This is a genomic window from Burkholderia sp. APQ4-4ca (assembly GCF_057837105.1).
Genome location: NZ_JBYQCG010000235.1, coordinates 105,748 through 130,603, shown reverse-complemented (window position 1 = coordinate 130,603; position 24,856 = coordinate 105,748). Strand labels below are relative to the sequence as shown.

Sequence of the window (24,856 nt, the reverse complement as noted above, 5' to 3'; positions counted from 1 at the left end):
GCAAGACGATCGCGTTCGGCCTGATCGTCGGCGTGCCGACCGCGATCATCGCGGGTCCGCTGTTCGCGCTGACGATCTCGAAGTTCGTGAAGCTGCCGGAAAACAACCCGCTCGCGTCGCAATTCGTCGATTCGAACGCGGAGGGCCGCAAGCGCGAACTGCCGAGCTTCGGCATCACGCTGTTCACGATCCTGCTGCCCGTCGTGCTGATGCTCGTCGGCAGCTGGGCCGACCTGGTGTTCACGCCGAAGTCGCTGCCGAACAACCTGCTGCGTTTTGCCGGCAATTCCGACGTCGCGCTGCTGATCGCCGTGCTCGTGAGCTTCTGGACCTTCGGCGCGAAGCAGGGCTTCAACCGCGACCAGATCCAGAAGTTCTGCGGCGAGTGCCTGGCGCCGATCGCCGGCATCACGCTGATCGTCGGCGCGGGCGGCGGCTTCGGCGGCGTCCTGCGCGACAGCGGGATCTCGCAGCAGATCGTCGAGACCGCGAAGCATGCGCACCTGTCGCCGCTGCTGCTCGGCTGGTTCGTCGCGGCGCTGATGCGTCTCGCGACGGGGTCGGCGACGGTCGCGATGACGACGGCCTGCGGCATCGTCGCGCCGATCGCGGCGGCGGCCGGCACGACGGTCAGCCCGGAGCTGCTGGTGCTCGCGACGGGCTCGGGCTCGCTGATCTTCTCGCACGTGAACGACGGCGGCTTCTGGCTGATCAAGGAATATTTCGGGATGACGGTCGGCCAGACGTTCAAGACCTGGTCGCTGCTTGAAACCATCATCTCGGTGCTCGGTCTCAGTTTTACGCTGCTGCTGAGCATGGTTCTGTAACAAGGGGTAGTCAATGATTCTGATCGCAATGGGCGTGTCGGGCGCGGGCAAGTCGCTGATCGGCGAAATGCTGGCGGAACGCCTGTCGTGCAGCTATACCGACGGCGACGCGTTTCACAGCGCGGCGAACAAGGAAAAGATGCACCACGGCATTCCGCTGACCGATGAAGACCGCTGGCCGTGGCTGCGCACGATCCGCGCGGCCATCGAGGAAAAGCAGCGCGCGGGCGAAACGGCCGTGTTCACGTGCTCGTCGCTGAAGCGCTCTTACCGCGACGTGCTGCGCGGCACCGACACCGACGTGCGGTTCGTGTATCTGAAGGGTTCGTTCGAGGTGTTGCAGGATCGTCTGAAGAGCCGCACCGGCCATTTCTTCGATCCGTCGCTGCTGACGAGCCAGCTCGACACGCTCGAGGAACCGGGCCCGGACGAAGCGATCGAGGTCAGCATCGAACTGACACCCGAGCAGATCGTCGATCAGGTCATGCTGAAGATCGGCCTCGCCCATCAGCACTGAGCGCGGTTCGCGGTCGTCGTCATCGACAAGGCGCCTTCGGGCGCCTTTTTCATGGGCGGCGCGGCCGCCGGTCAGGCCGTGCGTGCGCGTTGCGCGATGCCGTCGAGCAGCACGTCGAGCATCGTGTCGTGCACGACCGCCGGATCGAGCTGCGCGTACAGCGGGGCGGCCGACTTGATGAGCGGATGCGCGGCGTCGGACAGCGCGTGCATTTCCGCGAGCTCGACGTCGTTCGCGGGGCGGGTGAGGCCGCCCGCCTCGGCGGCGGCGAGGCCGATCACGCTCGCGTACCAGCCGACGCATACCGACGGCAGCGCCGCGCGCGGGATGCCGGCATCGGTCAGCGCGCGATGCACGGCCTCGATGTGCGCGAGATCGGCCGGGCCGGTGCTCATGTGCCGCTGCAGCAGCGCGAACGCGGCCGGATAGCGCAGCGCGAGCGCACGGTACTGGCGCGCGAGGTCGCGCAGCCGTTCGCGCCACGGCAGTGACGGATCGACCGGCACGAGCGAGCGCGACAGCGCATTCGCGATCGCGCGGCTCAGGCCCTCCTTCGACTTGAAGTGATACAGCACGCTCATCGGGTCGCAGCCGACCGATTGCGCGAGCTTGCGCACGCTGAACGCCGCTTCGCCGACGTCTTCGAGCAGCACGAGCGCGGCCGCGACGAGTGCGTCCTTGTCGAGGCCGCGCGGCCCTTGGGCGGGTTTGTCTTTCATCGAGGCAGGCTGGTATGCCGGCACGGCGCCGACTGTAATCTTTACGAAAGCTTATTCTACACTGTAGAATTATTTCTGCGGTGTAGAAATTGGGTGTCCCGGCACCTTTCAATACGTGCTTTCGCACAGTCCGGGATCCAGGCGGCACGAGCGTGCCGCCGTCAACACGGGCCGTCGCGCCCCTTTTCTCGTTGACCCCCATGTGGAACCGGCTGCCCCCACCCGCGAAGCCAGCAGGCTCTTCGACAGGCGGCCCAAGACCATGCAAGTGCAATCATGACGTCCAACAACAAGCCCTTGATCCAGGGCGAAGCGCGTTTCGAGCAAACGCAACTGAACATCGAAAAAGACAACTGGAACTGGTGCGATCCGGCCCGCTACGACGGCGAACGCCCGGCCAACTGGTACGAAGCGTCGCTGTCGCGCCATGAAAACAGCGCGCCGCTCGCGCACGACGCCGTCTGCGACGTGCTCGTGATCGGCGCCGGCTTGCTCGGCGCATCGGCTGCGCTGCATCTCGCGGAAGCGGGCGTCGACACGATCCTCGTCGACAAGCATCACGTCGGCTCGGCCGCGTCGGGCCGCAACGGCGGGCAACTGACGCCCGGCCTTGCGCGCTGGGAAGCCGCCGACATGATCGAGAACCTGTCGCACGACGATGCGAAGCGGCTGTGGCGCTTCGCGTCGGCCGAGTCGATGGACCTGATCGACGGGATCGGCGCGCGCTACGTGCTCGATCTCGACCGCAAGCGCGGCCACGTCACGGCGGCGGTCCACCCGGGCCACATGAGCGCGCTGCTCGACGGCGCGGATGCGCGCCGCCATCTCGGCGACGCGGGCGTGACGCTCGTCGGCCGCCATCAGCTGCACGACGAATACGTGCGCTCGGGGCTGTATCACGGCGCGGCGATCGACGCGCTCGGCGGGCAGATCCATCCGCTCGCGCTGGTGCGCAGCCTCGTGCACGGCTTCCGTTTGAACGGCGGCGCATTGTACGAGGGCACCGAGGTGCTCGAACTCGACGAGACGCCCGCGGGCGTCGTCGCGACCACGCCGGGCGGCACGATCACCGCGCGCCGCGGCGTCGTGCTCGCGCTGCACAACACGACGTTCCGGCTGCTCGACGACGGCGCGGCGACCACGGTGCCGTTCTTCACGTACGTGAGCGTGACGGCGCCGCTCGACGTGGACGTCGCGACGCTGATGCCGGCCGGCATGCCGGTGTACGACACGCAGTTCCAGATCGACTACTACCGGCCGGTGCGCGGCAACCGTCTGCTGTTCGGCGGGCAGGGCACCGGCAGCTGCTGGGCGCAGCCCGACGTCAACGCGTATCTGCTGACGCGGCTGAACACGGTGTTTGCGCAGCACGACGGCCGCTTCGCGCTCGACTACTGCTGGAGCGGCGTCAGCGACTTCACGCTGAACGGCGCGACCGACAGCCGCAAGACCGACGGCCGCGTGCCGATGTACATGGTGCAGGGCTGGAGCGGGCACGGCGTCGCGCAGACGGTGCGGATCGGCAAGGCGATCTGCGACGATTTCGTCGGCCGCAACGACGATTTCTCGATGCTCACGAGCATCGACCATCGCGCGATTCCGCTCGGCCGGCAGTTGTCGCCGATCGCGATTCCCGCCGCGAAGGCCGCGATGAGCGTGATGAGCGCGCTGAACCCGGGGCGGATGATCTCGTTCTGACCGGCTGCGGCAGGCAACAAAAAGCCCGATGCGAATCGCTTCGCATCGGGCTTTTTTGCGTCAGGCGACGGCGGCGCTTACGCGATCCGCTTCGCGAGTTCGACGGCCTTGCCGATGTACGACGCCGGCGTCATCGCGAGCAGGCGGTCCTTCGCATCCTGCGGGATCGCGAGCGTGCCGACGAATTCCTGCAGCGCTTCGCGCGTGATGCCCTTGCCGCGCGTCAGTTCCTTCAACTGCTCGTACGGGTTCTCGATGCCGTAGCGGCGCATCACCGTCTGCACCGGCTCCGCGAGCACTTCCCAGCAGTTGTCGAGATCTTCGTTCAGGCGCTGCGGGTTCACTTCGAGCTTGTCGAGGCCGCGGATCAGCGAGTCGTACGCGAGCAGCGAGTAGCCTAGCGCGACGCCCATGTTGCGCAGCACCGTCGAGTCGGTCAGGTCGCGCTGCCAGCGCGACACCGGCAGCTTGTCGGCGAGGTGGCGCAGCGTCGCGTTCGCGAGGCCGAGGTTGCCTTCCGAGTTCTCGAAGTCGATCGGGTTGACCTTGTGCGGCATCGTCGACGAGCCGATTTCGCCGGCCTTCGTCTTCTGCTTGAAGTAGCCGACCGAGATGTAGCCCCACACGTCGCGGTCGAGGTCGAGCAGGATCGTGTTCGCGCGCGCGACGGCGTCGAACAGTTCGGCCATGTAGTCGTGCGGCTCGATCTGGATCGTGTACGGGTTGAACGTGAGCTTCAGGCGGTTTTCGATCACGTCGCGCGAGAACGCTTCCCAGTCGAATTCCGGATACGCGGACAGATGCGCGTTGAAGTTGCCGACCGCGCCGTTCATCTTGCCGAGGATCTCGACCTTCTCGATGCGCGCGATCGCGCGGGCGAGGCGCGCGGCGACGTTCGCGAGTTCCTTGCCGAGCGTCGTCGGGCTGGCCGGCTGGCCGTGCGTGCGCGACAGCATCGGCTGTTCGGCGTGCGCGTGCGACAGCGCGACGAGGCGCTGGTAGACCGTGCGCAGCGCCGGCAGGATCACGTGTTCGCGCGCGCCGGCGAGCATCATCCCGTGCGACGTGTTGTTGATGTCCTCGGACGTGCACGCGAAGTGGATGAATTCGCTCGCCTTCTCGAGTTCGGCCTGGCCCTTCACCGATTCTTTCAGCCAGTATTCGACGGCCTTCACGTCGTGGTTCGTCACGCGCTCGATTTCCTTGATGCGCGCGGCGTCGTGCGCGGTGAAGCGTTCGGCGAGCTGCAGCAGGAATTGCTCGGAGGCTTCCGAGAAGCGCGGGACTTCCGCGAAGCCGGCGCGCGACAGCGCGATCAGCCAGTGCACCTCGACGGTGACGCGGTGGCGCATGAAGGCGGCTTCGGAGAGCCAGTCGCGCAGCGCTTCGGTCTTGCTGGCGTAGCGGCCGTCGATGGGCGAGAGCGCGGTGAGGGCGAAAAGCGTATCGGGACGAGTGTCGGACATGATCGGGCAGGGCCTTTTGGGGCCGGGGCGAACGAGGGGAGGAGAATCCGGCATTTTACCATCGGCGCGCGTCGATTCCGGCCGAACCGGTCCAGCCGCGCTTGCCGCGGGCACACGACGTCCGGGCGGTGCCGGGGCGGCGCGCGAACGGCGTGCCGGCGCTCGTCCACACAGGCGCTCCGGCCCGCGCGCCAAGCCGCCGGCCGGGCCCGCCCGCCCGCCGGTAGAATGCTGGCTTCTTTCCCGACCGCCGCCCGCCGCGCCCGCCTGCATGGAACTGAAATGGCTCGAAGACTTCGTCTCGCTCGCGGAAACGCGCAGCTTTAGCCGGTCCGCCGAGTTGCGGCACGTGTCGCAGCCGGCGTTTTCGCGGCGCATCCAGGCGCTCGAGGCGTGGCTCGCGACCGAGCTGATCGATCGTTCGGTGTATCCGACGCGGCTCACGCAGGCCGGCCAGATCTTCTACGAGCAGGCGTTGACGATGCTGTCGCAGGCGCACGAGGCGCGCACGCTGCTGCGCGGCCACGTCGGCGCGCCGGTGCCGACGATCGAATTCGCGGTGCCGCACACGCTGTCGCTCACGTATTTTCCGCGCTGGCTCGAGCGGATCGAGGCGAAGATGGGCCAGGTCCACACGCGCCTGCGTGCGCTGAACGTGCACGACGCGGTGCTGTCGCTCGTCGAGGGCGGCTGCGATCTCGTGATGGGCTACCACCACCCGAGCCACCCGGTCGCGCTCGACCCGGCCCGCTACGACATGCTGGTTCTCGGCAGCGAGCCGATCAGCCCGTCTCGGCGCCCGGCCGCGCGGGCCGGCCGCGCCACACGCTGCCGGGCGCGGCCGACGCGCGCGTGCCGTACCTGTCGTATACGCCGAACGCGTATCTCGGCCGGATGACCGAAGTCATCATCGCGAACGCGCCGACGCGGCTGTTCCTCGATCGCGTGTACGAAACCGACATGGCCGAAGGGCTGAAGGCGATGGCGCTCGCGGGCCACGGCGTCGCGTTCCTGCCGCACAGCGCGGTCGACGACGCGGTCGCGGGGGGCCGGCTGATCCGCCTCGACCGGTCGGCGCGCGGCGGCGCGCATCCGTTCACGCTGACGATGGAGATCCGGCTGTACTGCGACAAGCTCGCGCTGCAGGGCGACGATCCGCGACAGAAGCTCGTGCGGGCGCTATGGGACGTCGTGCGCGACGAACTGCGCGAGACCGCCGGCGACACCGCCGGTTAACCGCCGGCGGTTAATCCGGCCGATCGGCTCACTCAACTGACGGCGAGCTTGCAACTTCTGTCGGACGGCTGTCCGGCGGCTGGTCCGCATCCACGCAATCCGATTTTTCACGAACGCGATGCTGGCCCGATCGCGGGCGTTCTTGCGCAAATCGACCGCCGATTTGCAAAAAATCGCGATCATGCAAGAAACGCATAATCGAATAAACAAACGGCATTGGATAAAAAAAACGGGTTTTTCGACAATGTGCGCAATCCGTTGAACGTTGGAGCTTCCATGTCTTCGCAACAGCAGTCCATCCCGTCCTACCTGCACGCCGACGATCTCGGCCCGTGGGGCAACTACCTTCAGCAGGTCGATCGCGTCGCGCCGTACCTCGGTTCGCTGTCGCGCTGGCTCGAAACACTGAAGCGTCCGAAGCGCATCCTGATCGTCGACTGCCCGATCGAGCTCGACAACGGCACCGTCGCGCACTTCGAAGGCTATCGCGTGCAGCACAACGTGTCGCGCGGCCCGGGCAAGGGCGGCGTGCGCTACCACCAGGACGTGACGCTGTCGGAAGTGATGGCGCTGTCGGCATGGATGTCGGTGAAGAACGCGGCCGTGAACGTGCCGTATGGCGGTGCGAAGGGCGGCATCCGCGTCGACCCGCGCAAGCTGTCGCGTGGCGAGCTCGAGCGCGTGACGCGCCGCTACACCAGCGAAATCGGCATCATCATCGGGCCGAACACCGACATTCCGGCGCCGGACGTCAACACCAACGAACAGGTGATGGCGTGGATGATGGACACGTACTCGATGAACCAGGGCCAGACGTCGACCGGCGTCGTGACCGGCAAGCCGATCGCGCTCGGCGGTTCGCTCGGCCGCAAGGAAGCGACGGGCCGCGGCGTGTTCGTCGTCGGCTCCGAAGCGGCGAAGAAGAAGGGCCTGGAAATCGAAGGCGCGCGCATCGCGGTGCAGGGCTTCGGCAACGTCGGCGGCATCGCGGCGAAGCTGTTCCAGGAGGCGGGCGCGAAGGTGATCGCGGTGCAGGATCACACGGGCACGATCTACCAGCCGGCGGGCCTCGATTCGAACAAGCTGCTCGACCACGTCGCGCGCACGGGCGGCGTCGCGGGCTTCGAAGGCGCGGAACCGATGCCGAACGACGAGTTCTGGACGGTCGAGACCGACATCCTGATCCCGGCGGCGCTGGAAAACCAGATCACCGAGAAGAACGCGGCGAAGATCCGCACGAAGATCGTCGTCGAAGGCGCGAACGGCCCGACGACGACGGCGGCGGACGACATCCTGAGCGCGAACGGCGTGCTCGTGATCCCCGACGTGATCGCGAATGCGGGCGGCGTGACCGTGTCGTACTTCGAGTGGGTGCAGGATTTCTCGAGCTTCTTCTGGACGGAAGACGAGATCAACCATCGTCTCGAGCGCGTGATGCGTGAAGCGTTCGCCGGCGTGTGGGCGGTCGCGGAAGAGCACAAGGTGACGGTGCGCACGGCGGCGTTCATCGTTGCGTGCAAGCGCATCCTGATGGCGCGCGAAATGCGCGGCCTCTACCCCTGATCGGACGTCCCTGGCCGGGCGCCCCTGACCGGGCGCCCCTGACCGGGCGTCCCAGATCATCGATCATGAAAGATTCATGACGCAATCCACCCGATTGCGGATGTGAACCCTCGCGGGCGGTGCCGAATCCCGGCACCGCCCGCGCGTGCATTTGGAGCGCCCGGAGCCGGGAGGACGGCTTCGCACAGGGCGATTCGTAGTGCGGTAAACAACCAGTACTTTCAAAAATATTACTTTGATACACTGGCGCGGGTTTTAGCCAAGGAGATGACCAAAATGAAATACCACAAGGCAGTCCTGATGGCCGCGGCGCTTTGCGCGTTCGCAAGCGGCGCGCATGCTCAGGAGACTGGCACGCTGAAGAAGATCAAGGACACGGGCGTGATCGCGCTGGGCCACCGCGAATCGTCGATTCCGTTCTCCTACTACGACCAGAACCAGCAGGTGGTCGGCTATTCGCGCGACTTCCAGATGAAGATCGTGGACGCGGTGAAGAAGAAGCTGAACCTGCCGAACCTGCAGGTGAAGAACATCCCCGTCACGTCGCAGAACCGCATCCCGCTCGTGCAGAACGGCACGGTCGACATCGAGTGCGGCTCGACGACCAACAACCTCGAGCGTCAGCAGCAAGCCGCGTTCTCCGACACGATCTTCGTGATCGGCACGCGCCTGATGACGAAGAAGGATTCCGGCGTCAAGGATTTCGCCGACCTGAAGGGCAAGACGGTCGTGACGACGGCCGGCACGACGTCGGAGCGCCTGCTGCGCAAGATGAACAACGACAAGCAGCTCGGCATGAACATCATCAGCGCGAAGGATCACGGCGATTCGTTCAACACGCTGGAATCGGGCCGCGCGGTCGCGTTCATGATGGATGACGCACTGCTCGCGGGCGAGCGCGCGAAGGCGAAGCAGCCGGGCGAATGGGTGATCGTCGGCACGCCGCAATCGGAAGAGGCTTACGGCTGCATGATGCGCAAGGGCGACACCGACTTCAAGAAGGTCGTCGATGACGCGATCTCGCAAGTCGAGAAGTCGGGCGAAGCCGCGAAGATCTACGCGAAGTGGTTCGAGAACCCGATCCCGCCGAAGGGGCTGAACCTGAACTTCCCGCTGTCCGAGTCGATGAAGAAGCTGTACGCGAACCCGAACGACAAGGCGCTCGACTGACCGCACGGCCGTTGATGCAGAAATGACGCTAATGAGACGGAAGAGGCCATGCTTCTTCCGTTTCTTTTTGCTGGAGTCTTGCCCATGTCTTACCACTGGAACTGGGGCATCTTTCTGAGCCCCGTGTCGACCGGCGAGCCGACGACTTATTTCGGATGGCTGATGTCCGGCTTCTGGGTGACGATCGAAGTGTCGCTCGTCGCCTGGGTCATCGCGCTGATCGTCGGGTCGCTGTTCGGCGTGCTGCGCACCGTGCCGAACAAGTGGCTCGCCGCGATCGGCACCGTGTACGTGTCGATCTTCCGGAACATCCCGCTGATCGTGCAGTTCTTCGTCTGGTATCTCGTGATACCCGAGTTGCTGCCCGCGTCGATCGGCACCTGGATCAAGCAGTTGCCGCCCGGCACGCAGTTCTTTACCGCGTCGATCATCTGTCTCGGCCTGTTCACCGGCGCGCGCGTGTGCGAACAGGTGCGCTCGGGCATCAACGCGCTGCCGAAGGGCCAGCGCGCGGCCGGCCTCGCGATGGGCTTCACGCAATGGCAGACGTATCGCTACGTGCTGCTGCCCGTCGCGTACCGGATCATCGTGCCGCCGCTCACGTCGGAATTCCTGAACATCTTCAAGAACTCCGCCGTCGCGTCGACGATCGGCCTGCTCGATCTTTCCGCGCAGGCGCGCCAGCTCGTCGACTACACCGCGCAGACCTACGAGTCGTTCATCGCGGTCACGCTCGCGTACGTGCTGATCAACCTCGTCGTGATGGCGTTCATGCGCTGGATCGAAGGCCGCACGCGGCTGCCCGGCTACATCGGAGGCAAGTGATGCATCAGTTCGACTGGAGTAGTATTCCCGGCGCGCTGCCGACGCTGTGGTCCGGTGCGATCGTCACGTTCAAGATCACGCTGATCGCGATCGTGATCGGCATCGTCTGGGGCACGCTGCTGGCGCTGCTGCGGCTGTCCGGCGTGAAGCCGCTCGCGTGGTTCGCGAAAGCGTACGTGACGGTGTTCCGCTCGATCCCGCTCGTGATGGTGCTGCTGTGGTTCTTCCTGATCGTGCCGCAATTGCTGCAGGGCGTGCTCGGGCTGTCGCCGACGATCGACATCCGCCTCGCCTCGGCGATGGTCGCGTTCTCGTTGTTCGAGGCCGCGTATTATTCCGAGATCATCCGCGCCGGCATCCAGGCGGTGCCGCGCGGGCAGGTGAATGCCGCGTTCGCACTCGGCATGAACTACGCGCAGGCGATGCGCCTCGTGATCCTGCCGCAGGCGTTCCGCGCGATGGTTCCGCTGCTGCTCACGCAGGCGATCGTCCTGTTCCAGGATACGTCGCTCGTGTACGTGATCAGTCTCGCGGACTTCTTCCGCACGGCCGCCAACGTCGGCGATCGCGACGGCACGACCGTCGAGATGGTCCTGTTCGCCGGCGCATGCTATTTCGTGATTTGCTCGTTGGCGTCTGCTCTCGTCAAGGGTCTCCAGAAAAAGGTCACAAGATGATTTCCATCAAGAACGTTTCGAAGTGGTACGGCCAGTTTCAGGTCCTCACCGAATGCACGACCGAGGTGAAGAAAGGCGAAGTGGTCGTCGTGTGCGGCCCGTCGGGCTCGGGCAAGTCGACGCTGATCAAGACCGTGAACGGCCTGGAGCCGTTCCAGCAGGGCGAGATCCTCGTGAACGGCCAGTCGGTCGGCGACAAGAAGACGAACCTGTCGAAGCTGCGCTCGAAGGTCGGGATGGTGTTCCAGCATTTCGAGCTGTTCCCGCACCTGTCGATCACCGAGAACCTGACGCTCGCGCAGATCAAGGTGCTCGGCCGCGGCAAGGACGAAGCGAACGAGAAGGGCATGAAGCTGCTCGATCGCGTCGGCCTGAAGGCGCATGCGCACAAGTATCCGGGCCAGTTGTCGGGTGGCCAGCAGCAGCGTGTCGCGATCGCGCGCGCGCTGTCGATGGACCCGATCGCGATGCTGTTCGACGAGCCGACGTCCGCGCTCGATCCCGAGATGATCAACGAAGTGCTCGACGTGATGGTCGAACTCGCGCAGGAAGGGATGACGATGATGGTCGTCACGCACGAGATGGGCTTCGCGAAGAAGGTCGCGCATCGCGTGATCTTCATGGACAAGGGCGCGATCGTCGAGGACGATCGCAAGGACGATTTCTTCTCGAATCCGAAGTCGGACCGCGCGAAGGACTTCCTCGCGAAAATCCTGCACTGACGCGCGTTCGCGCGTTTTTTCGCGCGGCCATGCGAAAACCGCCCGGCATGCCGCCGGGCGGTTTTTTTTCGTCCGCCGCCGGGCGTTACCAGCTGTACCGGTAGCCGACCTGACCGACGATCCCGCGCCGGTAGTCGCCGCCGATGTTGCGCGCGATCTTCGCATTCGCGTACAGCTCGCCCGACTTGCCGAAGCCGGCGGTCACGCCGACGCCGAGCTCGTACCAGGTGCGCCCGAGATGCGTCGCGAACGGCGTGCCGCCGACGACGGTCTGCCCCGGCGACAGGAAGTCGTGCAGCACGTCGGCCGTGAAGTACGGCGTCGCGGCACTGCCGCCCGCGCTCGACTGGAGGTTCGGCCGGAAGATGCGCACGCCGACGCGGCCGCGCAGCGCATTGGTCGTCGTGCCCGATACGGCCGACACGTTGTCGTTGAACCCGTTCAGCTTCAGGTACTGATACATCAGTTGCGCCTGCGGCTCGACCGCGACCGGCAACGTGCCGATCGCGAACGGCTTGCCGACTTCCTGCGACAGCGCGACGCCGAAGCCGTTCTGCGACGCCTCGTTGCCATAGCTGTCGCGATAGCGGTTGCCGTAGTGCGTGACCTGCCCGACGCTGTCGAAGTAGGTGCCGTCGGACAGGTAGCGGGTCCAGTAGCCGCCCACGCTCTGCGCGTGCATCTCGACCGAGCCGGTCGACGTCGACAGGTCGGGCGAGCCCGCGCGCGCCATGTCGTTGAAGCTCGCATTAGACACGCCGATGCTGGCCGTCACGCCCGCGTGCGTACTGCCGGCGCCGTTCGGCGCCTGGTCGAGGGTCCAGTCCTTGCCGAACTGCGCGAAGAACGTGCGTTCGTCGGCCGAGAAGCGGCCTGCGTTCGCATCGAGGCTCTGGCCGCCGATGCGCCCCCACACGCCGTCGCGATTGCCGGGCTGCTGCTTCTCGACGTTGTAGATGTCGCCGACGCGCTCGTGCAGCTTGCCGAGCGTCGAGAAGCCGTAGTCGGCGTTCAGCAGCGGTGTCATCGCATAGCCGGAAACACCCGGACGATACGCGAGCGTGCCGCCGTTGCCATTCCCGTTGGTGCCGCCGTCGCCGCCGCCCGACGGGTGGATCGGGTCGCCGGGGTCGGTCTGGTCGAGCTGCGAGCGCAGGTACCAGCCGTTCGCATCGCCTTGCCCGCCGCGATAGAGGCGGTACTCGTACGCGCCGGCTTGCACCGGGCCCGCGAGATGGAACGCCGACGCGGCGGTCGTGCCGCCGTTGGCCGTGACGACCACCGGAATCCCGTCGCCGGTCGTCTGCGCGCCGGTGCCGGCCGTGTTGGCGATCTTCAGGCCGGTCGTGCCGCTTGCCGTGCCGCCGTTCACGATCAGCCGGTCGGTCGGCGACGCGTCGGCGCCGAGATACGTGTTCAGCGCGATCGTGCCGCCGTTGCCGACGTAGCCGCCCGTCGTCAGCGTCTTGTAGCTGCCGGTCAGCGTCGGCGAGCCGGTCGGCGCGGCGAATGCGACGAGGCCCGCGTTGTTCAGGCTGCTCAGCACCGAGCTGCCCGTCATGCGCCACGTGCTCGTGCCGTCGACGTTCAGCGCGACCGGGTCGATCTTGCCGGTCAGCGTCGTGCCGTTCGAGAGAAACACGTTGCCGGTGCTCGATGCGTCGGAAACGATGTCGCCCGCGAGGTTCACCGCCGATGCGTCGAACGTCACGTTGCTGCCGTTGGCGAGGTCCAGCAGCGTGCCGTTGCCGGCCGTCACGACCGTGCCGTTGCGCACCGCGATATCGGCCGTGCCGCCGCGCGCGGCAAAGGCCGGCCCGGTCGCGGACGTCACGCTGCCGCCGTCGACGAGCACCGAACTGGTCGCGCCGTTCGCGAGCGTATCGGACGTCAGCACGCCGGCCGTCGCGCCCGCGAGCGTCGTGCCGGTCAAGGCGAGCACGCCGCCGCTGTTGGCGGTGGCGCCGTTGCCGGCCGCGCTGGCGAGCGACGAACCCGTATCGGCGATGCGGCCGCCGTTTTGCGCGACGACGCCGTCGGCCGCGGCGCCCGATGCGGAAATCTTCGCGCCCGCCAGCAGGGCCGTCGCGCCGCCGTCCATGACGATTGCAGGGGCGTTCGTGCCGGTCGTCGCGACGGTCGTTCCGTTGGCCGCGAGCGTGGAATCGGCCCCCGACACGAACAGGCCGCGTGCGTCGGCGCCGCTGGTGCGGACGACCGTGGCCGCGTCGGCCGCGATGCGCGCGCCCGCGCCGGTCGACGTGACGCCGGCGGCGCCGTTGCCGGTCGTGCCGATCTGCGTGCCGGACAGCGCGATCGTTGCATTCGCACCGAGGTTGTGGATCCCGCTGCCCGAGCCGCCGACCGCGATCGACGTCGCGCCTGCCGCGATGCCGCCGCCGGCGACCGTCGAGTCGATCAGCACGCCGTCGGCGCTGCCGTTCGCGATGACGGTGCCGGCGCCCGACAGCGCGACCGATGCGCCGGCGCCCGTCAGGCGTACGCCCGCGAGGCCGTCGTCGGCTTCGATGGAGCCCGCATTGGCGAGCGTGGCCGACGCGCCCTGCACGAGCGCCCCCGTGCCGTTGGCGACGCGGATCGTCGACGCGTTGTTCACCGTGCCGAGCGTGCCGGCCACGACGCCCGTCGAGCCCGCGCCGGTCAGCAGCACCGTGCTGCGGTTCTCGAGCGTGCCGAGGTTCTGCGCGACGAAACCGGTCACGCCGGCGGTCGACGACGTGACGGCGGCATCGTTGGTCAGCGTCGTCGCGACCGGCGCGCCGGCGTTCGCACCGGCGAGGTCGTGCGCCTGGCCGTCCACCACGCCCGCGGTCGCGCCGGCCGCGTTCAGGTTGATCGTCGCGCCCGCGTCGATCGTGCCCGTCGCGCCGCCTTCCACGGCGATCGCGATGCCATTCGCGCCATTGACGTTGTAGATTGCGTTGCCGGTCGACAACGTGGTGCCGGCGTCGGTCGCGAGTACGCCGCGCGAGCGCTGGCCGTTGACGTCGGTCGTCAGCGTGCCGGCCGCCGACGCGCCCGTGTAGGTCGCGCCGCCCGCGACGCGGAACAGCGTCGATTCGTCGGTGTCGACGCTCAGGTGCTGCGCGGCGACGTTGATTTTCGAGCCCGCGCCGTATGCATAGAAGCCGATCTGGTTCGTGCCGGACATGAAGGCCGGCACCGCGTTCGCGCCGACGTCGATCGTCGCGCCCGAGCGTGCGTGCACGCCGATCGCGCCGGTGCCGGTCAGGTTCAGCGCGCCGTCGAGCGTGGCCTTCGCGAGCGGCCCTTCGGCCCAGACGCCGTAGTTGCGCGTGTCCGACGCGGGGTCGAGGCCGCCGGCCACGTCGATCGTGCCGGTCGACGTCGCGGCCGTCGCGTTCGCGCCGGTGCCGACGACCATGATGCCGATGCCGTTCACGCCATTCAGCGTGATCGTGCCCGTGTTGGTCACGGTCGCGGCGGTGTCGGCCGCGAGCATGCCGACGTTGGCGAGCGGCGTGCCGGGCGCGGCGCCGTTGACGACGATCGCGCCCGCGTTGGTCAGCGTGCCGGCGCTCGAGCCGATGCTCGCCAGCGCGGCGCCGTTCTGCGTCTGCGAGCCGATCACGATCGTGCCCAGGTTGCTCGCGGTGCCCGACGCGCCGAGCAGGATGCCGTACGCGTGCGCGGACAGCGCGACGTCGTTCGCGGCTTCGGGGGAGGCCGGGTCGTACTGCGCGGCGCGGCCGAGATAGATCGTGCCGCCGGCTTCGTTCGTGAAGCTGCCGCCGGCCGCGAGGCCGCCGATCACCTGGCTGTCGAGCGTCGTCGCGTTGACGCCGACGTTGATCGTGCCGGCGTTCGACGCGCGCGCGCCGTCCGTCGCGGCCACCGCGTAGTTCTGTAGGTCGGGGCGGTTGCCGTCGAGCGTCCATGCGCCGACGTTCATCACGCCGTGGTTCACGAACGTGGTGCCCGCGCCGCCCGCATACACGCCGTTGCCCTCGGTGTACGCGTGGAAGCCGAAATTGTCGGGTGGCGTGCTGCCGCTCGTGTCGACGTTGTCGCCGGACGCGTAGCCGGACGAAATCACGCCGTTGTTGACGCCGCTCGCGCCGCTCAGGAGGCGTACCAGCGTGAAGTCGCCCGACAAACGGCCGTCGTTGACGAAGTGCGCGCCGTTTTCCGCGAGCACGGCCGAGCTCGAGTCGATCGTGTTGGTGCCGCGGAAGTCGATCTGGCCGTCCTTGCCGATGTGCAGCGTCGCGTTCGCGCCCGTGCCGTGCATCACCGACAGGTGATCGATCGGCAGCGTGTTCTTGTCGCCGGCGGATACGTTGTTCGCATACTGGAAGGTTTGCTGCGAGAACGTGACGGCCTGGCCGAACGCGGTGTCGTAGGCGGCCTGCGAGCCGAGCGCGCCGCTCTGGACCGAGCGCACGAGAAAGTCGTTGTAGGCGGCGAGCGATGCGGCGTCGGTGACGGTCCAGCGACTGCCGTCGAACGCGGTGAAGGTGCCTGCGTAGGCCGGCACGTCGAGCTGGAGCTGGCCGACCGGGCCGCCGCTGGCGAGATAGTCGCCGGTGCCGAGCCAGATCCGGTTGCGGGAATTCCAGTTGACGACGCTTTTTGCCGCACCGGTGCCGTCCGCGAAGGTCAGGTCGGTCTGCTTCGGTGCGATCGAGATCGCGTTGCCGGTCGCGTCGGGCGCATTCGCGGCATTGCCGATCGACACGTTCAGCGTGCCGCCGGTGCTGTCGACGGTGCCGATTCGCGTGTTCACGTACTGGCCGCCGTTCACGTCGTGGTAAACGGGCACGGTGGTCGAGCCGGCCGTCGATGCGGTGAATTCGGCGGAGTTGTAGGTGGCGACCGACGTGTGGGCGGCCGTGATCGAGTCGGGCGTGCTGACGCTTTGCGTCTTGCCGCCGAGCGAGACCAGCGGCTGGTTCGGGTCGCCCGACACGATGGTCGCGCTGCCGAGCGGCGTCAGCGTATAGCCCGGGTCGCCGGGGACCCCCGCCCATGCGCCTGCCACGCCGACCGTTTCGCCGCCCGACACGGTCGTGGCGCCGGCCAGGTTGTCGTTGACGGTCGGGCTGAAACTGCCGAGTGCGCAGGTGCCGCCGCTCGCGACGGTCGCGCCGTCGCCGCACGTGGACGCGTGCGCCACGCCGGTCGACAGCGCGGCCAGCGCGGCCCCGAGCGCCGCGACGCGCAGCGGCGAGCGGCGTGCCGCGTGGTGCGCCCCCTTGCGCGCGGTGCGACTCGAGCCCGATTCGCTGCCCGAGCGCTTGCCGCGCGCCCGAGCCGTTTCCGCCACCGCGACCCAGCAGCCGGCGGCGTCGCTCCATATCGATCGAAATGAGTGATTCACGACATACCCCTCTTTCTTCTTTTGACGTGGCATTCGCCGCGATTCGGCGAATTCGCATTCCGCGGTGGGGAAATGATCCGAAGGGGCGTGCGGCGGCTATGGCAGCATGTCGCGCCAATCGTGTTTCGTTACACCGAGGATGGGGCGAGTCTACTGATTCGGGCGGCCGTCGATTATCGAGAAGCGGGAAACTGTAATGATGCGAACCGTAATGCGTGGTATTTTTGATTTGTGTGGTTGATCGAACCGAAAGCCTTGGTGGTGGCGGGCTTGAGGGGCTTTCGTTCAAAACCGGCAGAACTGCTGGAATCGGTGGGATAGCGCACGGTTCCGGCGGGTGAGGCGCGATAAAATGCGGACCCGGGATTTTCGTTTTAATTGACGGTTATTTTGTTCGCTTCGCCTTTTACTTATTTTCACTTGTAAATTAATAAAATCAAGCGAATGTTGCGTGGCGTCGATTCGTTGCGCCGGGCGGTGGGCGAAATGAAACCGTATTGGCCGGCGCGAGGCGATTTGCGTTGATGATGGGCCTCGTCGTCGCATCGTGCGACGCGCGCGGCAAGCAGAAAGCAAGCAGGAAGCGGACGCGGCCGATGCCGCGCGTCAGAAATCGATCGCGTCGTCGGAATCGACGTCGGCCGCGGTGGCGAGCGCTTCGCGCACCGCCGTGCGCGGCGCGGACGCCGACGCGTCGAGCGACGGGTTGCGCAGCTTCTCGAGCACGCGTTCGGGCACCGGAATCCGCATCCGCGCGGCGACGTCGCCGCACTGGAACATGATCAGCTCGCCCGGCTCGAATGCGGTCCAGACTTCGTTGTCGGTGAGCGGCTGCGTCGCGATCACCGCGACGCGATCCTCGGGCGTCGTGTATTTCGCGAAGTCGATCGACAGGTCTTCGTCGACGAGATGCGCGGTCGAGAACGGCCAGCGCCGCACGAGATAGTGCAGCCGCGTCGAGCAGTGCGCGAAGAGCGCCTGGCCGTTCGACATCAGGAAATTGAACACGCCGTGATCGGTGATGCCGCGCGTCAGTTCGCCGACCCGCTCGAACAGTTCGGGCAGCGGCGGCTGCGCACCCGGAAAGGCTTGACGCAGCCCCTGCATCAGCACGCAGAACGCCTGTTCGCTGTCGGTCGTGCCGACCGGATGGTAGACGCTGCCGTCCATGTCCGGCGCGTAGTCCTGCAGGTCGCCGTTATGCGCGAAGATCCAGTGCCGGCCCCACAGCTCGCGCATGAACGGATGGCTGTTCTCGAGGAGGATGTGCCCTTGCGTCGCCTTGCGGATGTGCGCGATCGTGTTCTTGGACTTGATCGGGTAGCGCTTCACCATTTCGGCGAGCGGCGACGTGGCCGATGCCTGGTGATCGACGAAGAGGCGACAGGCCTTGTCCTCGAAGAACGCGATGCCCCAGCCGTCGGCATGGTGATCGGTGAGCCCGCCCCGGGCCGCGAAACCTGTGAAGGAGAATGTGACGTCCGTCGGCGCGGCGCAGTTCATTCCAAGTAGTTGGCACATTTTACGTGGGGCGGCAGGCTGAAGCAGGGGTAACGAACCGGGCGAACCCCGGTACAATGCGGCTTCTAGCATATCACCGAGCCCAGAGCGGTAAAAAGCGGATTCCGCTGGCCAAAGGCCCCGTGTTGCGGTTTGCCGTCAATCGGCCCGCGCACGCGCGTTCCGGCCCCGCCGTTCGCAAGCCCGTTCCTCACGACGCCTCCTATGACTGCCTCGAACGCTTCTTCCCCGGCGACGCTTTCGCTCGCCCGTCCCGACGACTGGCACCTGCACCTGCGCGACGGCGACATACTCGCCGCCGTGCTGCCGCACACGGCCCGCCAGTTCGGCCGCGCCATCGTCATGCCGAACCTGAAGCCGCCGGTCACGACCACCGCGCAGGCGCAGGGCTATCGCGAGCGCATCCTCGCCGCGTTGCCGGCCGGGATGACGTTCGAACCGCTGATGACGCTGTACCTGACCGACAACACGCCGCCCGACGAAATTCGCCGCGCCCGCGAAAGCGGCTTCGTGCACGGCGTGAAGCTGTACCCGGCAGGCGCTACGACGAATTCCGACCACGGCGTCACCGATCTCGCGAAATGCGCGAAGACGCTCGAGGCGATGCAGGAAACCGGCATGCCGCTGCTCGTGCACGGCGAGGTGACCGATGCGTCGATCGACCTGTTCGACCGCGAAAAGGTGTTCATCGACCGCGTGATGACGCCGCTGCGCCGCGATTTCCCCGGCCTGAAGGTCGTGTTCGAACACATCACGACGAAGGACGCGGCCGACTACGTGCGCGATGCCGACGCGGCGCCCGGCCTGCTCGGCGCGACGATCACCGCGCATCACCTGCTGTACAACCGCAATGCGCTGTTCGTCGGCGGGATTCGCCCGCATTACTACTGCCTGCCGGTGCTCAAGCGCGAGACGCATCGCGTGGCGCTGGTCGAGGCCGCGACGTCGGGCAACCCGCGCTTCTTCCTCGGCACCGACAGCGCGCCGCATGCGCGCGGCGCGAAGGAAACCGCGTGCGGCTGCGCGGGCTGCTACACGGCGTTGCACGCGCTCGAACTGTACGCGGAAGCATTCGACACCGCCGGCGCGCTCGACAAGCTGGAAGGGTTCGCGAGCTTCTTCGGCGCCGATTTCTACGGGCTGCCGCGCAGCGCCGAGACGGTCACGCTGCGCCGCGAGGCGTGGGAACTGCCGCGCGAGATCTTCGCGGGCGATACGCCGGTCGTGCCGCTGCGCGGCGGCGAGACGATCGGCTGGAAACTCGCGTGAGCGGCGCGCCGCCGCGCGAACCCGGTCGCGTCGATCCGGCCGTGTTTCGCCGTGGCGGCGGCTCGCGCGCTGCCGACCGCGGCGCGCGGTGCTAGAATGCGCGTCGCAAAGCAGGCCAGGCAGTCGCGGCTTCGCCGCCTTCGGGCGCGCGGGGGCGAGGAAAGTCCGGACTCCACAGGGCAGGGTGATGGCTAACGGCCATCCGTGGCGACACGCGGAACAGGGCAACAGAAAGCAAACCGCCGATGGCCCGGCGCAAGCCGGGATCAGGTAAGGGTGAAACGGTGCGGTAAGAGCGCACCGCGGCGACGGCGACGTTCGCCGGCACGGTAACCTCCACCCGGAGCAATTCCAAGTAGGCAGGCGCGCATTTTCGGATGCAGGACGGGGCCCCCGTCTCGTCTGCGGGTAGGAAGCTTGAGCGCGTCAGCAATGGCGCGCCTAGAGGAATGACTGCCACGCGTTGCGCGCTTCGGCGCGCGGCGTGCACAGAATCCGGCTTATCGGCCTGCTTTGCCGTTCGAATGCGAAAGGGCCGGCGCTCCGCAGGGAGCGCCGGCCCTTTTTCAATGCGCGCGCCGTGCGGTCAGGCGGCGACGATGTCGAACGAATGCGTGAGTTCGGCCGTCTTCGCGATCATGATCGACGCGGAGCAATACTTGTCGTGCGACAGATTGATCGCGCGCTCGACCGTGGCCGGGTTCAGATTGCGGCCGGTGACCGTGAAGTGGAAATGCACCTTCGTGAACACCTTCGGATCTTCGCTCGCGCGCTCGGCCTTCAGCGTGACCGAGCAGCCGCTCACTTCCTGGCGGCTCTTCTTCAGGATCAGCACGACGTCATAAGCCGTGCAGCCGCCGGTGCCGAGCAGCACCATCTCCATCGGACGCGGCGCGAGGTTGTGGCCGCCGCCTTCGGGCGCGCCGTCCATCGTGACGAGATGCCCGCTGCCGGTCTCGGCGGAAAACGCCATGCCGTCCTGGCCCATCCAGCTTACTTTGCATTCCATGCTTGCACTCCAGCGTTGCCTGATTCGGATTCGATCCGGCATTGTAGCCCGCGGCGCAACGGTCGGCTGATGCGCTGCACGACGTGCAATGCCGGCGCCGCGCGAGCGGGGCGGCGAACGGCGATTTCCTTGTTGAATTTAGGGGTTTTGCTCTAGGTGTGGGAGATTCCAGGTCGTGTGAGGCTTGCTTATGTAATTGATTTTAAATAGAAATTCAATCCTGTAAGCTCGCTCGCGGAGATCCCGTATCGTGGGATATGATTTCGCAATGCAAATTTTCTTGTGGAGTCGGTCGGGCATTCGTATAATGAGCCTCATTGGTTGTCGCGCTGCGGCAACCTCCGAATGTCTCCTCCACCCTCCTCCTAAGGTGGATTAAGCCCGAACCAGCCGTTCGGGCTTTTTTTCGTCCCATGCAAGCATCGGCGCGCGGCTTGCGCGCGCCGGCACCGTCACGCGGGCTGTCGCGCGGCCGGCTGCGAGCTCGCGTCCGGCGGCGTGCCGCGCGAGTCGGCCTCCGCAGCCGGTGCCTGGGCGGCCGGCGCGTGGCTGCGTGCGCAGAAGTGGCGGACGCGTTCGCGCACCGCGCGCAGGCGCACGATACGGTCTTCGGCATGGGCGGTTCGGGCTTCGGCGATGCGTGCATCGAGCGCGTCGAGCTTGGCTTCGCAGCTGGAGGCGGCGACGGCGGGCGCCGCGGCGGCCAGCAGGGCGGCCGCGAGGAAGGGCGTAAGTCGTTGTTTCATCATGCTGGTTTGTTGTTTTTCGGGTTCGGCCGGTCTGGCGCGGCAAGGTCATGTGCCGCGCGTCGATGGGTGCCGCCTCAGGCGCTCGGTTCGCCTGGTTTGTCGGAGCACGACCGGATTTTGGCCCATTTCGGCCGCCGCGAACACGGGGCGTGGATTCTCTTTGACCACGCAGCCGTATTTCCTTTATAATTCAGGGCTTTTCCGCATTCATGCCCACGGAAAAAGAACAGGGAGAGCCTGCACCGCGCCTCGAAGCGCACACAGACAAGCAGGAAGAACACATCGGGCAAAGCATTTTTTTTGGATCGATCATGAAGACGTTTTCCGCAAAAGCCCATGAGGTGACGCGCGAATGGTACGTGATTGACGCGACGGATAAGGTTCTCGGCCGTGTTGCCAGCGAAGTGGCACGCCGTCTGCGCGGCAAGCACAAGCCTGAGTTCACCCCGCACGTCGACACTGGTGATTTCATCATCATCATCAACGCGAGCAAGTTGAAGGTCACGGGCAACAAGACGCTGGACAAGAAGTACTACCGTCACTCGGGCTACCCGGGCGGTATCTATGAAACGACGTTCGGCAAGATGCAGGAACGCTTCCCGGGCCGCGCGCTCGAGAAGGCGGTCAAGGGCATGCTGCCGAAGGGCCCGCTCGGTTACGCGATGATCAAGAAGCTGAAGGTCTACGCAGAAGCGACGCATCCGCACTCGGCTCAACAGCCGAAGGCGCTCGAGATCTAAGGGGACCCACATGATCGGTAACTGGAACTACGGTACGGGCCGCCGCAAGAGCGCAGTCGCACGTGTCTTCATCAAGGCTGGCAAGGGCGACATCATCGTCAACGGCAAGCCCATCGCTGACTACTTCTCGCGCGAAACGTCGCTGATGATCGTGCGTCAACCGCTGGAACTCACGAACCACGGCCAGACGTTCGACATCAAGGTGAACGTCAACGGCGGCGGTGAAACGGGTCAGGCAGGCGCAGTGCGCCACGGCATCACCCGTGCACTGATCGACTACGATGCGACGCTGAAGCCGTCGCTGTCGAGCGCAGGCTTCGTCACGCGCGATGCGCGTGAAGTCGAGCGTAAGAAGGTCGGTCTGCGCAAGGCACGCCGCGCAAAGCAGTTCTCGAAGCGTTAATTCCGCTTCATGGCCTCGCCGCTTCCGGGCGGCGTCCGCCGGAAAAACCGCCAGCTTTCACGCTGGCGGTTTTTTTATGCCCGCTTCCGGGCCGCCGCAGCGGCCCCGGCGCGGGCGCGTTTGATGAAATCGACAAGAACCTATTGATTTCATGGACTTCAGCACGATCTTCTGATCGGCCCTACAATAGCGGCTAAAGCTTTTTGGAGAGTTCGAATGAACGCTGTTACCGAATCCGCAGCAACGACGACCGATATGCCGCTGCCGTTCGTCTTCACCGACGCCGCGGCCGACAAGGTCAAGCAACTGATCGACGAAGAGGGCAATCCCGACCTCAAGCTGCGCGTGTTCGTGCAGGGTGGCGGTTGCTCCGGCTTCCAGTATGGCTTCACGTTCGACGAGGAAGTCAACGAGGACGACACCGTGATGAACAAGAACGGCGTCCAGCTCCTGATCGACTCGATGAGCTACCAGTACCTGGTCGGCGCCGAGATCGACTACAAGGACGACCTCAACGGCGCCCAGTTCGTGATCAAGAACCCGAACGCGACCACCACCTGCGGGTGCGGCTCGTCGTTCTCGGTCTGAGCGCACGGCAGATCTGCGCCGGTTCGCCGGCATGAAGAACGGGGCTTCATGCCCCGTTTTTTTATGCGCGCTCGCGCGACGGCGCCCGTGGCGCGGCGCGTATCGCATCAGCGCGGATAGAGCGCGCCGAGCACGCGGTTGCCGGCTGCGCCGGTGACCGTCGCGAGATTGCCGGGCTGGCGCGCGGTGAAGCGGTACGCGAGCCACGCGAACGCGAGCGCTTCGACCTGCTGCGGTGGCACGCCGAGCGCGGCCGTCGTGTCGACGGTGGCCGGCACGCCGGCCTCGCGCAGTGCGTGCCGGAGCGCATCGAGCAGCACAGGATTGCGTGCGCCGCCGCCGCATACGAACACGGCCTTGCAGCCTGGCGCGTGCTGCGCGATTTCGCGTGCGACCGACACGGCGGTCAGCGCGGTGAGCGTCGCTTGCACATCCTCCGGCGCAACCTGCGGGAACGCGGCGAGCTTTGCATCGAGCCACGCGGGATTGAACAGGTCGCGTCCGGTGCTTTTCGGCGGCGGCGCGGTGAAATACGGTTCGTCGAGCAGCGCGTCGAGCAGCGGCGCGTGGACGGTGCCGCGTGCGGCGAACTTGCCGCCGTCGTCGTACGGCTTGCCCAGATGGCGGGTGGCCCAGGCGTCGATCAGCGCATTCGCGGGGCCGCAGTCGAAGCCGCGCACGTCGCCGTCCCCGCCGGGCAGGATCGTGATGTTGCTGATCCCGCCGAGATTGCAGACGACCCGCGTTTCGCCCGGCGCGCCGAACACCGTCGCGTGGAAGGCCGGCGCGAGCGGCGCGCCGTGGCCGCCGGCGGCGACGTCGCGGCTGCGGAAATCGGCGATCACGTCGACCTGGGTCAGCTCGGCGAGCAGCGCCGGATTGTTGAGCTGGCGCGTATAGCCGCGCTCGGGGCGATGGCGCACCGTCTGGCCGTGCACGCCGATCGCGCGGATCTCGTCGCGCGACAGCCCGGCCGTGCGCTGCAGTTCATGGCAGCACACCGCATAGCGCGTGACGAGCGCATTCGCCGCGAGCGATTCGCGGTCGATCTCGTCGTCGCCGGGCTGCTGCAGCGCGAACAGCGCGTCGCGCAGCGATTGCGCGAAGCCGACGAACGCTTCCGCGAGCACGACCGGCGCGCGGCCGGCCTCGAAACGCACGGCGACGCCGTCGACGCCGTCCATGCTGGTTCCCGACATCAGCCCGAAGTAGATGCCGTCTGCCGGATGGGCATTCTGCGGCGGTCGTTGCGGCACGTTGGGTTCTCCTGGATCGTGCGGCGCGGGCCGGTGCCGCGCGCCTTGCGCCCGATTATCCGCGCAACGTGACGCGTCGTTAAGCGATGCGCGCGCAAGTTATGGGAAAATCCCTGTTTTTGCGACATTCTTCCTGGCCCCGATGAGCACCGAACCCAGTTCCAAGCCCGTTTTCCCGATCACCGACGAAGTCCGGCATGCGCTCGCCGTCACGAAGCGCGGCGTCGACGAGCTGCTGATCGAGGAAGAGTTCGCGCAGAAGCTCGCGCGCAGCGCAGCCACCGGCAAGCCGCTTCGCATCAAGCTCGGCCTCGATCCGACCGCGCCGGACATCCACATCGGCCATACGGTCGTGCTGAACAAGATGCGCCAGCTGCAGGACCTCGGCCATACGGTGATCTTCCTGATCGGCGATTTCACGTCGCTGATCGGCGATCCGTCGGGCCGCAACGCGACGCGTCCGCCGCTCACGCGCGAGCAGATCGAATCGAACGCGAAGACCTACTTCGAGCAGGCCGCGCTCGTGCTCGATCGCGACA

Annotated in this window: 20 protein-coding genes, 1 other RNA gene and 1 pseudogene; 15 read left to right on the top strand and 7 right to left on the bottom strand. The window is 66.6% G+C overall.

The window, feature by feature from the left end; all coding sequences use genetic code 11:
- Nucleotides 1-827, top strand: an 827-nt coding sequence (locus AC3IFE_RS30410; RefSeq protein ID WP_489193921.1) for a GntT/GntP/DsdX family permease, incomplete at its 5' end; no start/stop codon positions are given.
- Nucleotides 828-840: 13 nt separating this feature from the next.
- Entirely contained in the window at nt 841-1,344 is a 504-nt protein-coding gene (locus AC3IFE_RS30405; RefSeq protein ID WP_489193919.1) for a gluconokinase, read from the top strand.
- A 71-nt stretch (nt 1,345-1,415) separates the two neighbouring features.
- Here the strand turns inward: AC3IFE_RS30405 and AC3IFE_RS30400 are convergent, their stop codons facing one another.
- On the bottom strand, nt 1,416-2,063 hold the full coding sequence (locus AC3IFE_RS30400) for a TetR/AcrR family transcriptional regulator (RefSeq protein WP_489193917.1): 648 nt from the start codon (nt 2,061-2,063) through the stop codon (nt 1,416-1,418).
- A gap of 276 nt (nt 2,064-2,339) precedes the next feature.
- On the opposite strand from AC3IFE_RS30400, the gene AC3IFE_RS30395 reads away from it, so the two are divergent.
- Entirely contained in the window at nt 2,340-3,761 is a 1,422-nt protein-coding gene (locus AC3IFE_RS30395; protein WP_489193915.1) for an NAD(P)/FAD-dependent oxidoreductase, read from the top strand.
- A 77-nt stretch (nt 3,762-3,838) separates the two neighbouring features.
- On the opposite strand, the gene purB is transcribed toward AC3IFE_RS30395, so the two are convergent.
- Complete coding sequence (gene purB / locus AC3IFE_RS30390) at nt 3,839-5,227, bottom strand: adenylosuccinate lyase (protein WP_489193913.1); 1,389 nt, start codon at nt 5,225-5,227, stop codon at nt 3,839-3,841.
- Nucleotides 5,228-5,498: 271 nt separating this feature from the next.
- Between purB and AC3IFE_RS30385 the strand changes: the two are divergent.
- From AC3IFE_RS30385 to AC3IFE_RS30360, 6 genes and pseudogenes are all read left to right on the top strand, one after another.
- Nucleotides 5,499-6,463 (top strand): annotated as a pseudogene (locus tag AC3IFE_RS30385) (LysR substrate-binding domain-containing protein).
- A 276-nt stretch (nt 6,464-6,739) separates the two neighbouring features.
- A complete protein-coding gene (locus AC3IFE_RS30380) occupies nt 6,740-8,026 on the top strand; it encodes a Glu/Leu/Phe/Val family dehydrogenase (RefSeq protein WP_011544584.1) in 1,287 nt (428 codons plus the stop codon).
- Between the two features lie 276 nt (nt 8,027-8,302).
- Nucleotides 8,303-9,196: a glutamate/aspartate ABC transporter substrate-binding protein gene (locus tag AC3IFE_RS30375; RefSeq protein ID WP_179233368.1), complete on the top strand. Its 894-nt coding sequence runs from the start codon at nt 8,303-8,305 to the stop codon at nt 9,194-9,196.
- Between the two features lie 84 nt (nt 9,197-9,280).
- The gene (locus tag AC3IFE_RS30370; RefSeq protein WP_077179112.1) at nt 9,281-10,021 is read left to right on the top strand and encodes an amino acid ABC transporter permease; all 741 of its coding nucleotides are present in this window, start codon (nt 9,281-9,283) and stop codon (nt 10,019-10,021) included.
- Nucleotides 10,021-10,698, top strand: a complete 678-nt coding sequence (gene gltK, locus AC3IFE_RS30365) for a glutamate/aspartate ABC transporter permease GltK (protein ID WP_089466681.1) — start codon at nt 10,021-10,023, stop codon at nt 10,696-10,698. The genes AC3IFE_RS30370 and gltK overlap by 1 nt, the downstream gene beginning before the upstream one ends.
- Nucleotides 10,695-11,420 carry an amino acid ABC transporter ATP-binding protein gene (locus tag AC3IFE_RS30360; RefSeq protein ID WP_175876519.1) on the top strand — a complete coding sequence of 242 codons (726 nt, stop codon included), beginning with the start codon at nt 10,695-10,697 and terminating at the stop codon, nt 11,418-11,420. Before gltK ends, AC3IFE_RS30360 begins: the two co-directional genes overlap by 4 nt.
- Nucleotides 11,421-11,505: 85 nt before the next feature.
- Here the strand turns inward: AC3IFE_RS30360 and AC3IFE_RS30355 are convergent, their stop codons facing one another.
- Entirely contained in the window at nt 11,506-16,782 is a 5,277-nt protein-coding gene (locus AC3IFE_RS30355) for an autotransporter outer membrane beta-barrel domain-containing protein (RefSeq protein ID WP_489193909.1), read from the bottom strand.
- 606 nt (nt 16,783-17,388) lie between these two features.
- Nucleotides 17,389-18,303 carry a class II glutamine amidotransferase gene (locus tag AC3IFE_RS30350; RefSeq protein ID WP_089466682.1) on the bottom strand — a complete coding sequence of 305 codons (915 nt, stop codon included), beginning with the start codon at nt 18,301-18,303 and terminating at the stop codon, nt 17,389-17,391.
- A gap of 204 nt (nt 18,304-18,507) precedes the next feature.
- On the opposite strand from AC3IFE_RS30350, the gene pyrC reads away from it, so the two are divergent.
- Both pyrC and rnpB read left to right on the top strand, forming a co-directional pair.
- Nucleotides 18,508-19,572 carry a dihydroorotase gene (gene pyrC, locus AC3IFE_RS30345; RefSeq protein WP_489193907.1) on the top strand — a complete coding sequence of 355 codons (1,065 nt, stop codon included), beginning with the start codon at nt 18,508-18,510 and terminating at the stop codon, nt 19,570-19,572.
- Between the two features lie 107 nt (nt 19,573-19,679).
- Nucleotides 19,680-20,091, top strand: an RNA gene (rnpB, locus tag AC3IFE_RS30340) — RNase P RNA component class A.
- A gap of 67 nt (nt 20,092-20,158) precedes the next feature.
- Here the strand turns inward: rnpB and AC3IFE_RS30335 are convergent.
- Together AC3IFE_RS30335 and AC3IFE_RS30330 are read right to left on the bottom strand one after the other, a co-directional pair.
- The gene (locus AC3IFE_RS30335; protein ID WP_074801272.1) at nt 20,159-20,623 is read right to left on the bottom strand and encodes an OsmC family protein; all 465 of its coding nucleotides are present in this window, start codon (nt 20,621-20,623) and stop codon (nt 20,159-20,161) included.
- 410 nt (nt 20,624-21,033) lie between these two features.
- Complete coding sequence (locus AC3IFE_RS30330) at nt 21,034-21,330, bottom strand: hypothetical protein (RefSeq protein ID WP_489193905.1); 297 nt, start codon at nt 21,328-21,330, stop codon at nt 21,034-21,036.
- A gap of 311 nt (nt 21,331-21,641) precedes the next feature.
- Here AC3IFE_RS30330 and rplM point away from each other — a divergent pair, with 311 nt between their 5' ends.
- The 3 genes from rplM (at nt 21,642) to erpA (ending at nt 23,061) form a co-directional block, all read left to right on the top strand.
- Nucleotides 21,642-22,070 (top strand): 50S ribosomal protein L13, encoded by a 429-nt coding sequence (gene rplM / locus AC3IFE_RS30325; RefSeq protein WP_009687896.1) that lies wholly within the window; start codon nt 21,642-21,644, stop codon nt 22,068-22,070.
- Between the two features lie 10 nt (nt 22,071-22,080).
- Nucleotides 22,081-22,473, top strand: a complete 393-nt coding sequence (rpsI, locus tag AC3IFE_RS30320; protein ID WP_006476904.1) for a 30S ribosomal protein S9 — start codon at nt 22,081-22,083, stop codon at nt 22,471-22,473.
- 216 nt (nt 22,474-22,689) lie between these two features.
- On the top strand, nt 22,690-23,061 hold the full coding sequence (gene erpA / locus AC3IFE_RS30315; protein ID WP_006759918.1) for an iron-sulfur cluster insertion protein ErpA: 372 nt from the start codon (nt 22,690-22,692) through the stop codon (nt 23,059-23,061).
- A 107-nt stretch (nt 23,062-23,168) separates the two neighbouring features.
- On the opposite strand, the gene AC3IFE_RS30310 is transcribed toward erpA, so the two are convergent.
- A complete protein-coding gene (locus AC3IFE_RS30310; protein WP_301738003.1) occupies nt 23,169-24,317 on the bottom strand; it encodes an anhydro-N-acetylmuramic acid kinase in 1,149 nt (382 codons plus the stop codon).
- 142 nt (nt 24,318-24,459) lie between these two features.
- Here AC3IFE_RS30310 and tyrS point away from each other — a divergent pair.
- On the top strand, nt 24,460-24,856 hold a 397-nt coding region (gene tyrS, locus AC3IFE_RS30305), incomplete at its 3' end, for a tyrosine--tRNA ligase (RefSeq protein WP_489193901.1).

Excerpts from the sequence above, each read along its gene's own strand:
- purB (WP_489193913.1), bottom strand. The coding sequence starts at position 5,227 with ATGTCCGACACTCGTCCCGATACGCTTTTCGCCCTCACCGCGCTCTCG.
- AC3IFE_RS30370 (WP_077179112.1), top strand. The coding sequence starts at position 9,281 with ATGTCTTACCACTGGAACTGGGGCATCTTTCTGAGCCCCGTGTCGACC.
- AC3IFE_RS30350 (WP_089466682.1), bottom strand. The coding sequence starts at position 18,303 with ATGTGCCAACTACTTGGAATGAACTGCGCCGCGCCGACGGACGTCACA.
- AC3IFE_RS30335 (WP_074801272.1), bottom strand. The coding sequence starts at position 20,623 with ATGCCGGATCGAATCCGAATCAGGCAACGCTGGAGTGCAAGCATGGAA.
- AC3IFE_RS30375 (WP_179233368.1), top strand. The coding sequence starts at position 8,303 with ATGAAATACCACAAGGCAGTCCTGATGGCCGCGGCGCTTTGCGCGTTC.
- pyrC (WP_489193907.1), top strand. The coding sequence starts at position 18,508 with ATGACTGCCTCGAACGCTTCTTCCCCGGCGACGCTTTCGCTCGCCCGT.
- AC3IFE_RS30330 (WP_489193905.1), bottom strand. The coding sequence starts at position 21,330 with ATGATGAAACAACGACTTACGCCCTTCCTCGCGGCCGCCCTGCTGGCC.
- rplM (WP_009687896.1), top strand. The coding sequence starts at position 21,642 with ATGAAGACGTTTTCCGCAAAAGCCCATGAGGTGACGCGCGAATGGTAC.
- AC3IFE_RS30405 (WP_489193919.1), top strand. The coding sequence starts at position 841 with ATGATTCTGATCGCAATGGGCGTGTCGGGCGCGGGCAAGTCGCTGATC.
- AC3IFE_RS30360 (WP_175876519.1), top strand. The coding sequence starts at position 10,695 with ATGATTTCCATCAAGAACGTTTCGAAGTGGTACGGCCAGTTTCAGGTC.
- AC3IFE_RS30395 (WP_489193915.1), top strand. The coding sequence starts at position 2,340 with ATGACGTCCAACAACAAGCCCTTGATCCAGGGCGAAGCGCGTTTCGAG.
- AC3IFE_RS30400 (WP_489193917.1), bottom strand. The coding sequence starts at position 2,063 with ATGAAAGACAAACCCGCCCAAGGGCCGCGCGGCCTCGACAAGGACGCA.
- AC3IFE_RS30380 (WP_011544584.1), top strand. The coding sequence starts at position 6,740 with ATGTCTTCGCAACAGCAGTCCATCCCGTCCTACCTGCACGCCGACGAT.
- gltK (WP_089466681.1), top strand. The coding sequence starts at position 10,021 with ATGCATCAGTTCGACTGGAGTAGTATTCCCGGCGCGCTGCCGACGCTG.
- rpsI (WP_006476904.1), top strand. The coding sequence starts at position 22,081 with ATGATCGGTAACTGGAACTACGGTACGGGCCGCCGCAAGAGCGCAGTC.
- erpA (WP_006759918.1), top strand. The coding sequence starts at position 22,690 with ATGAACGCTGTTACCGAATCCGCAGCAACGACGACCGATATGCCGCTG.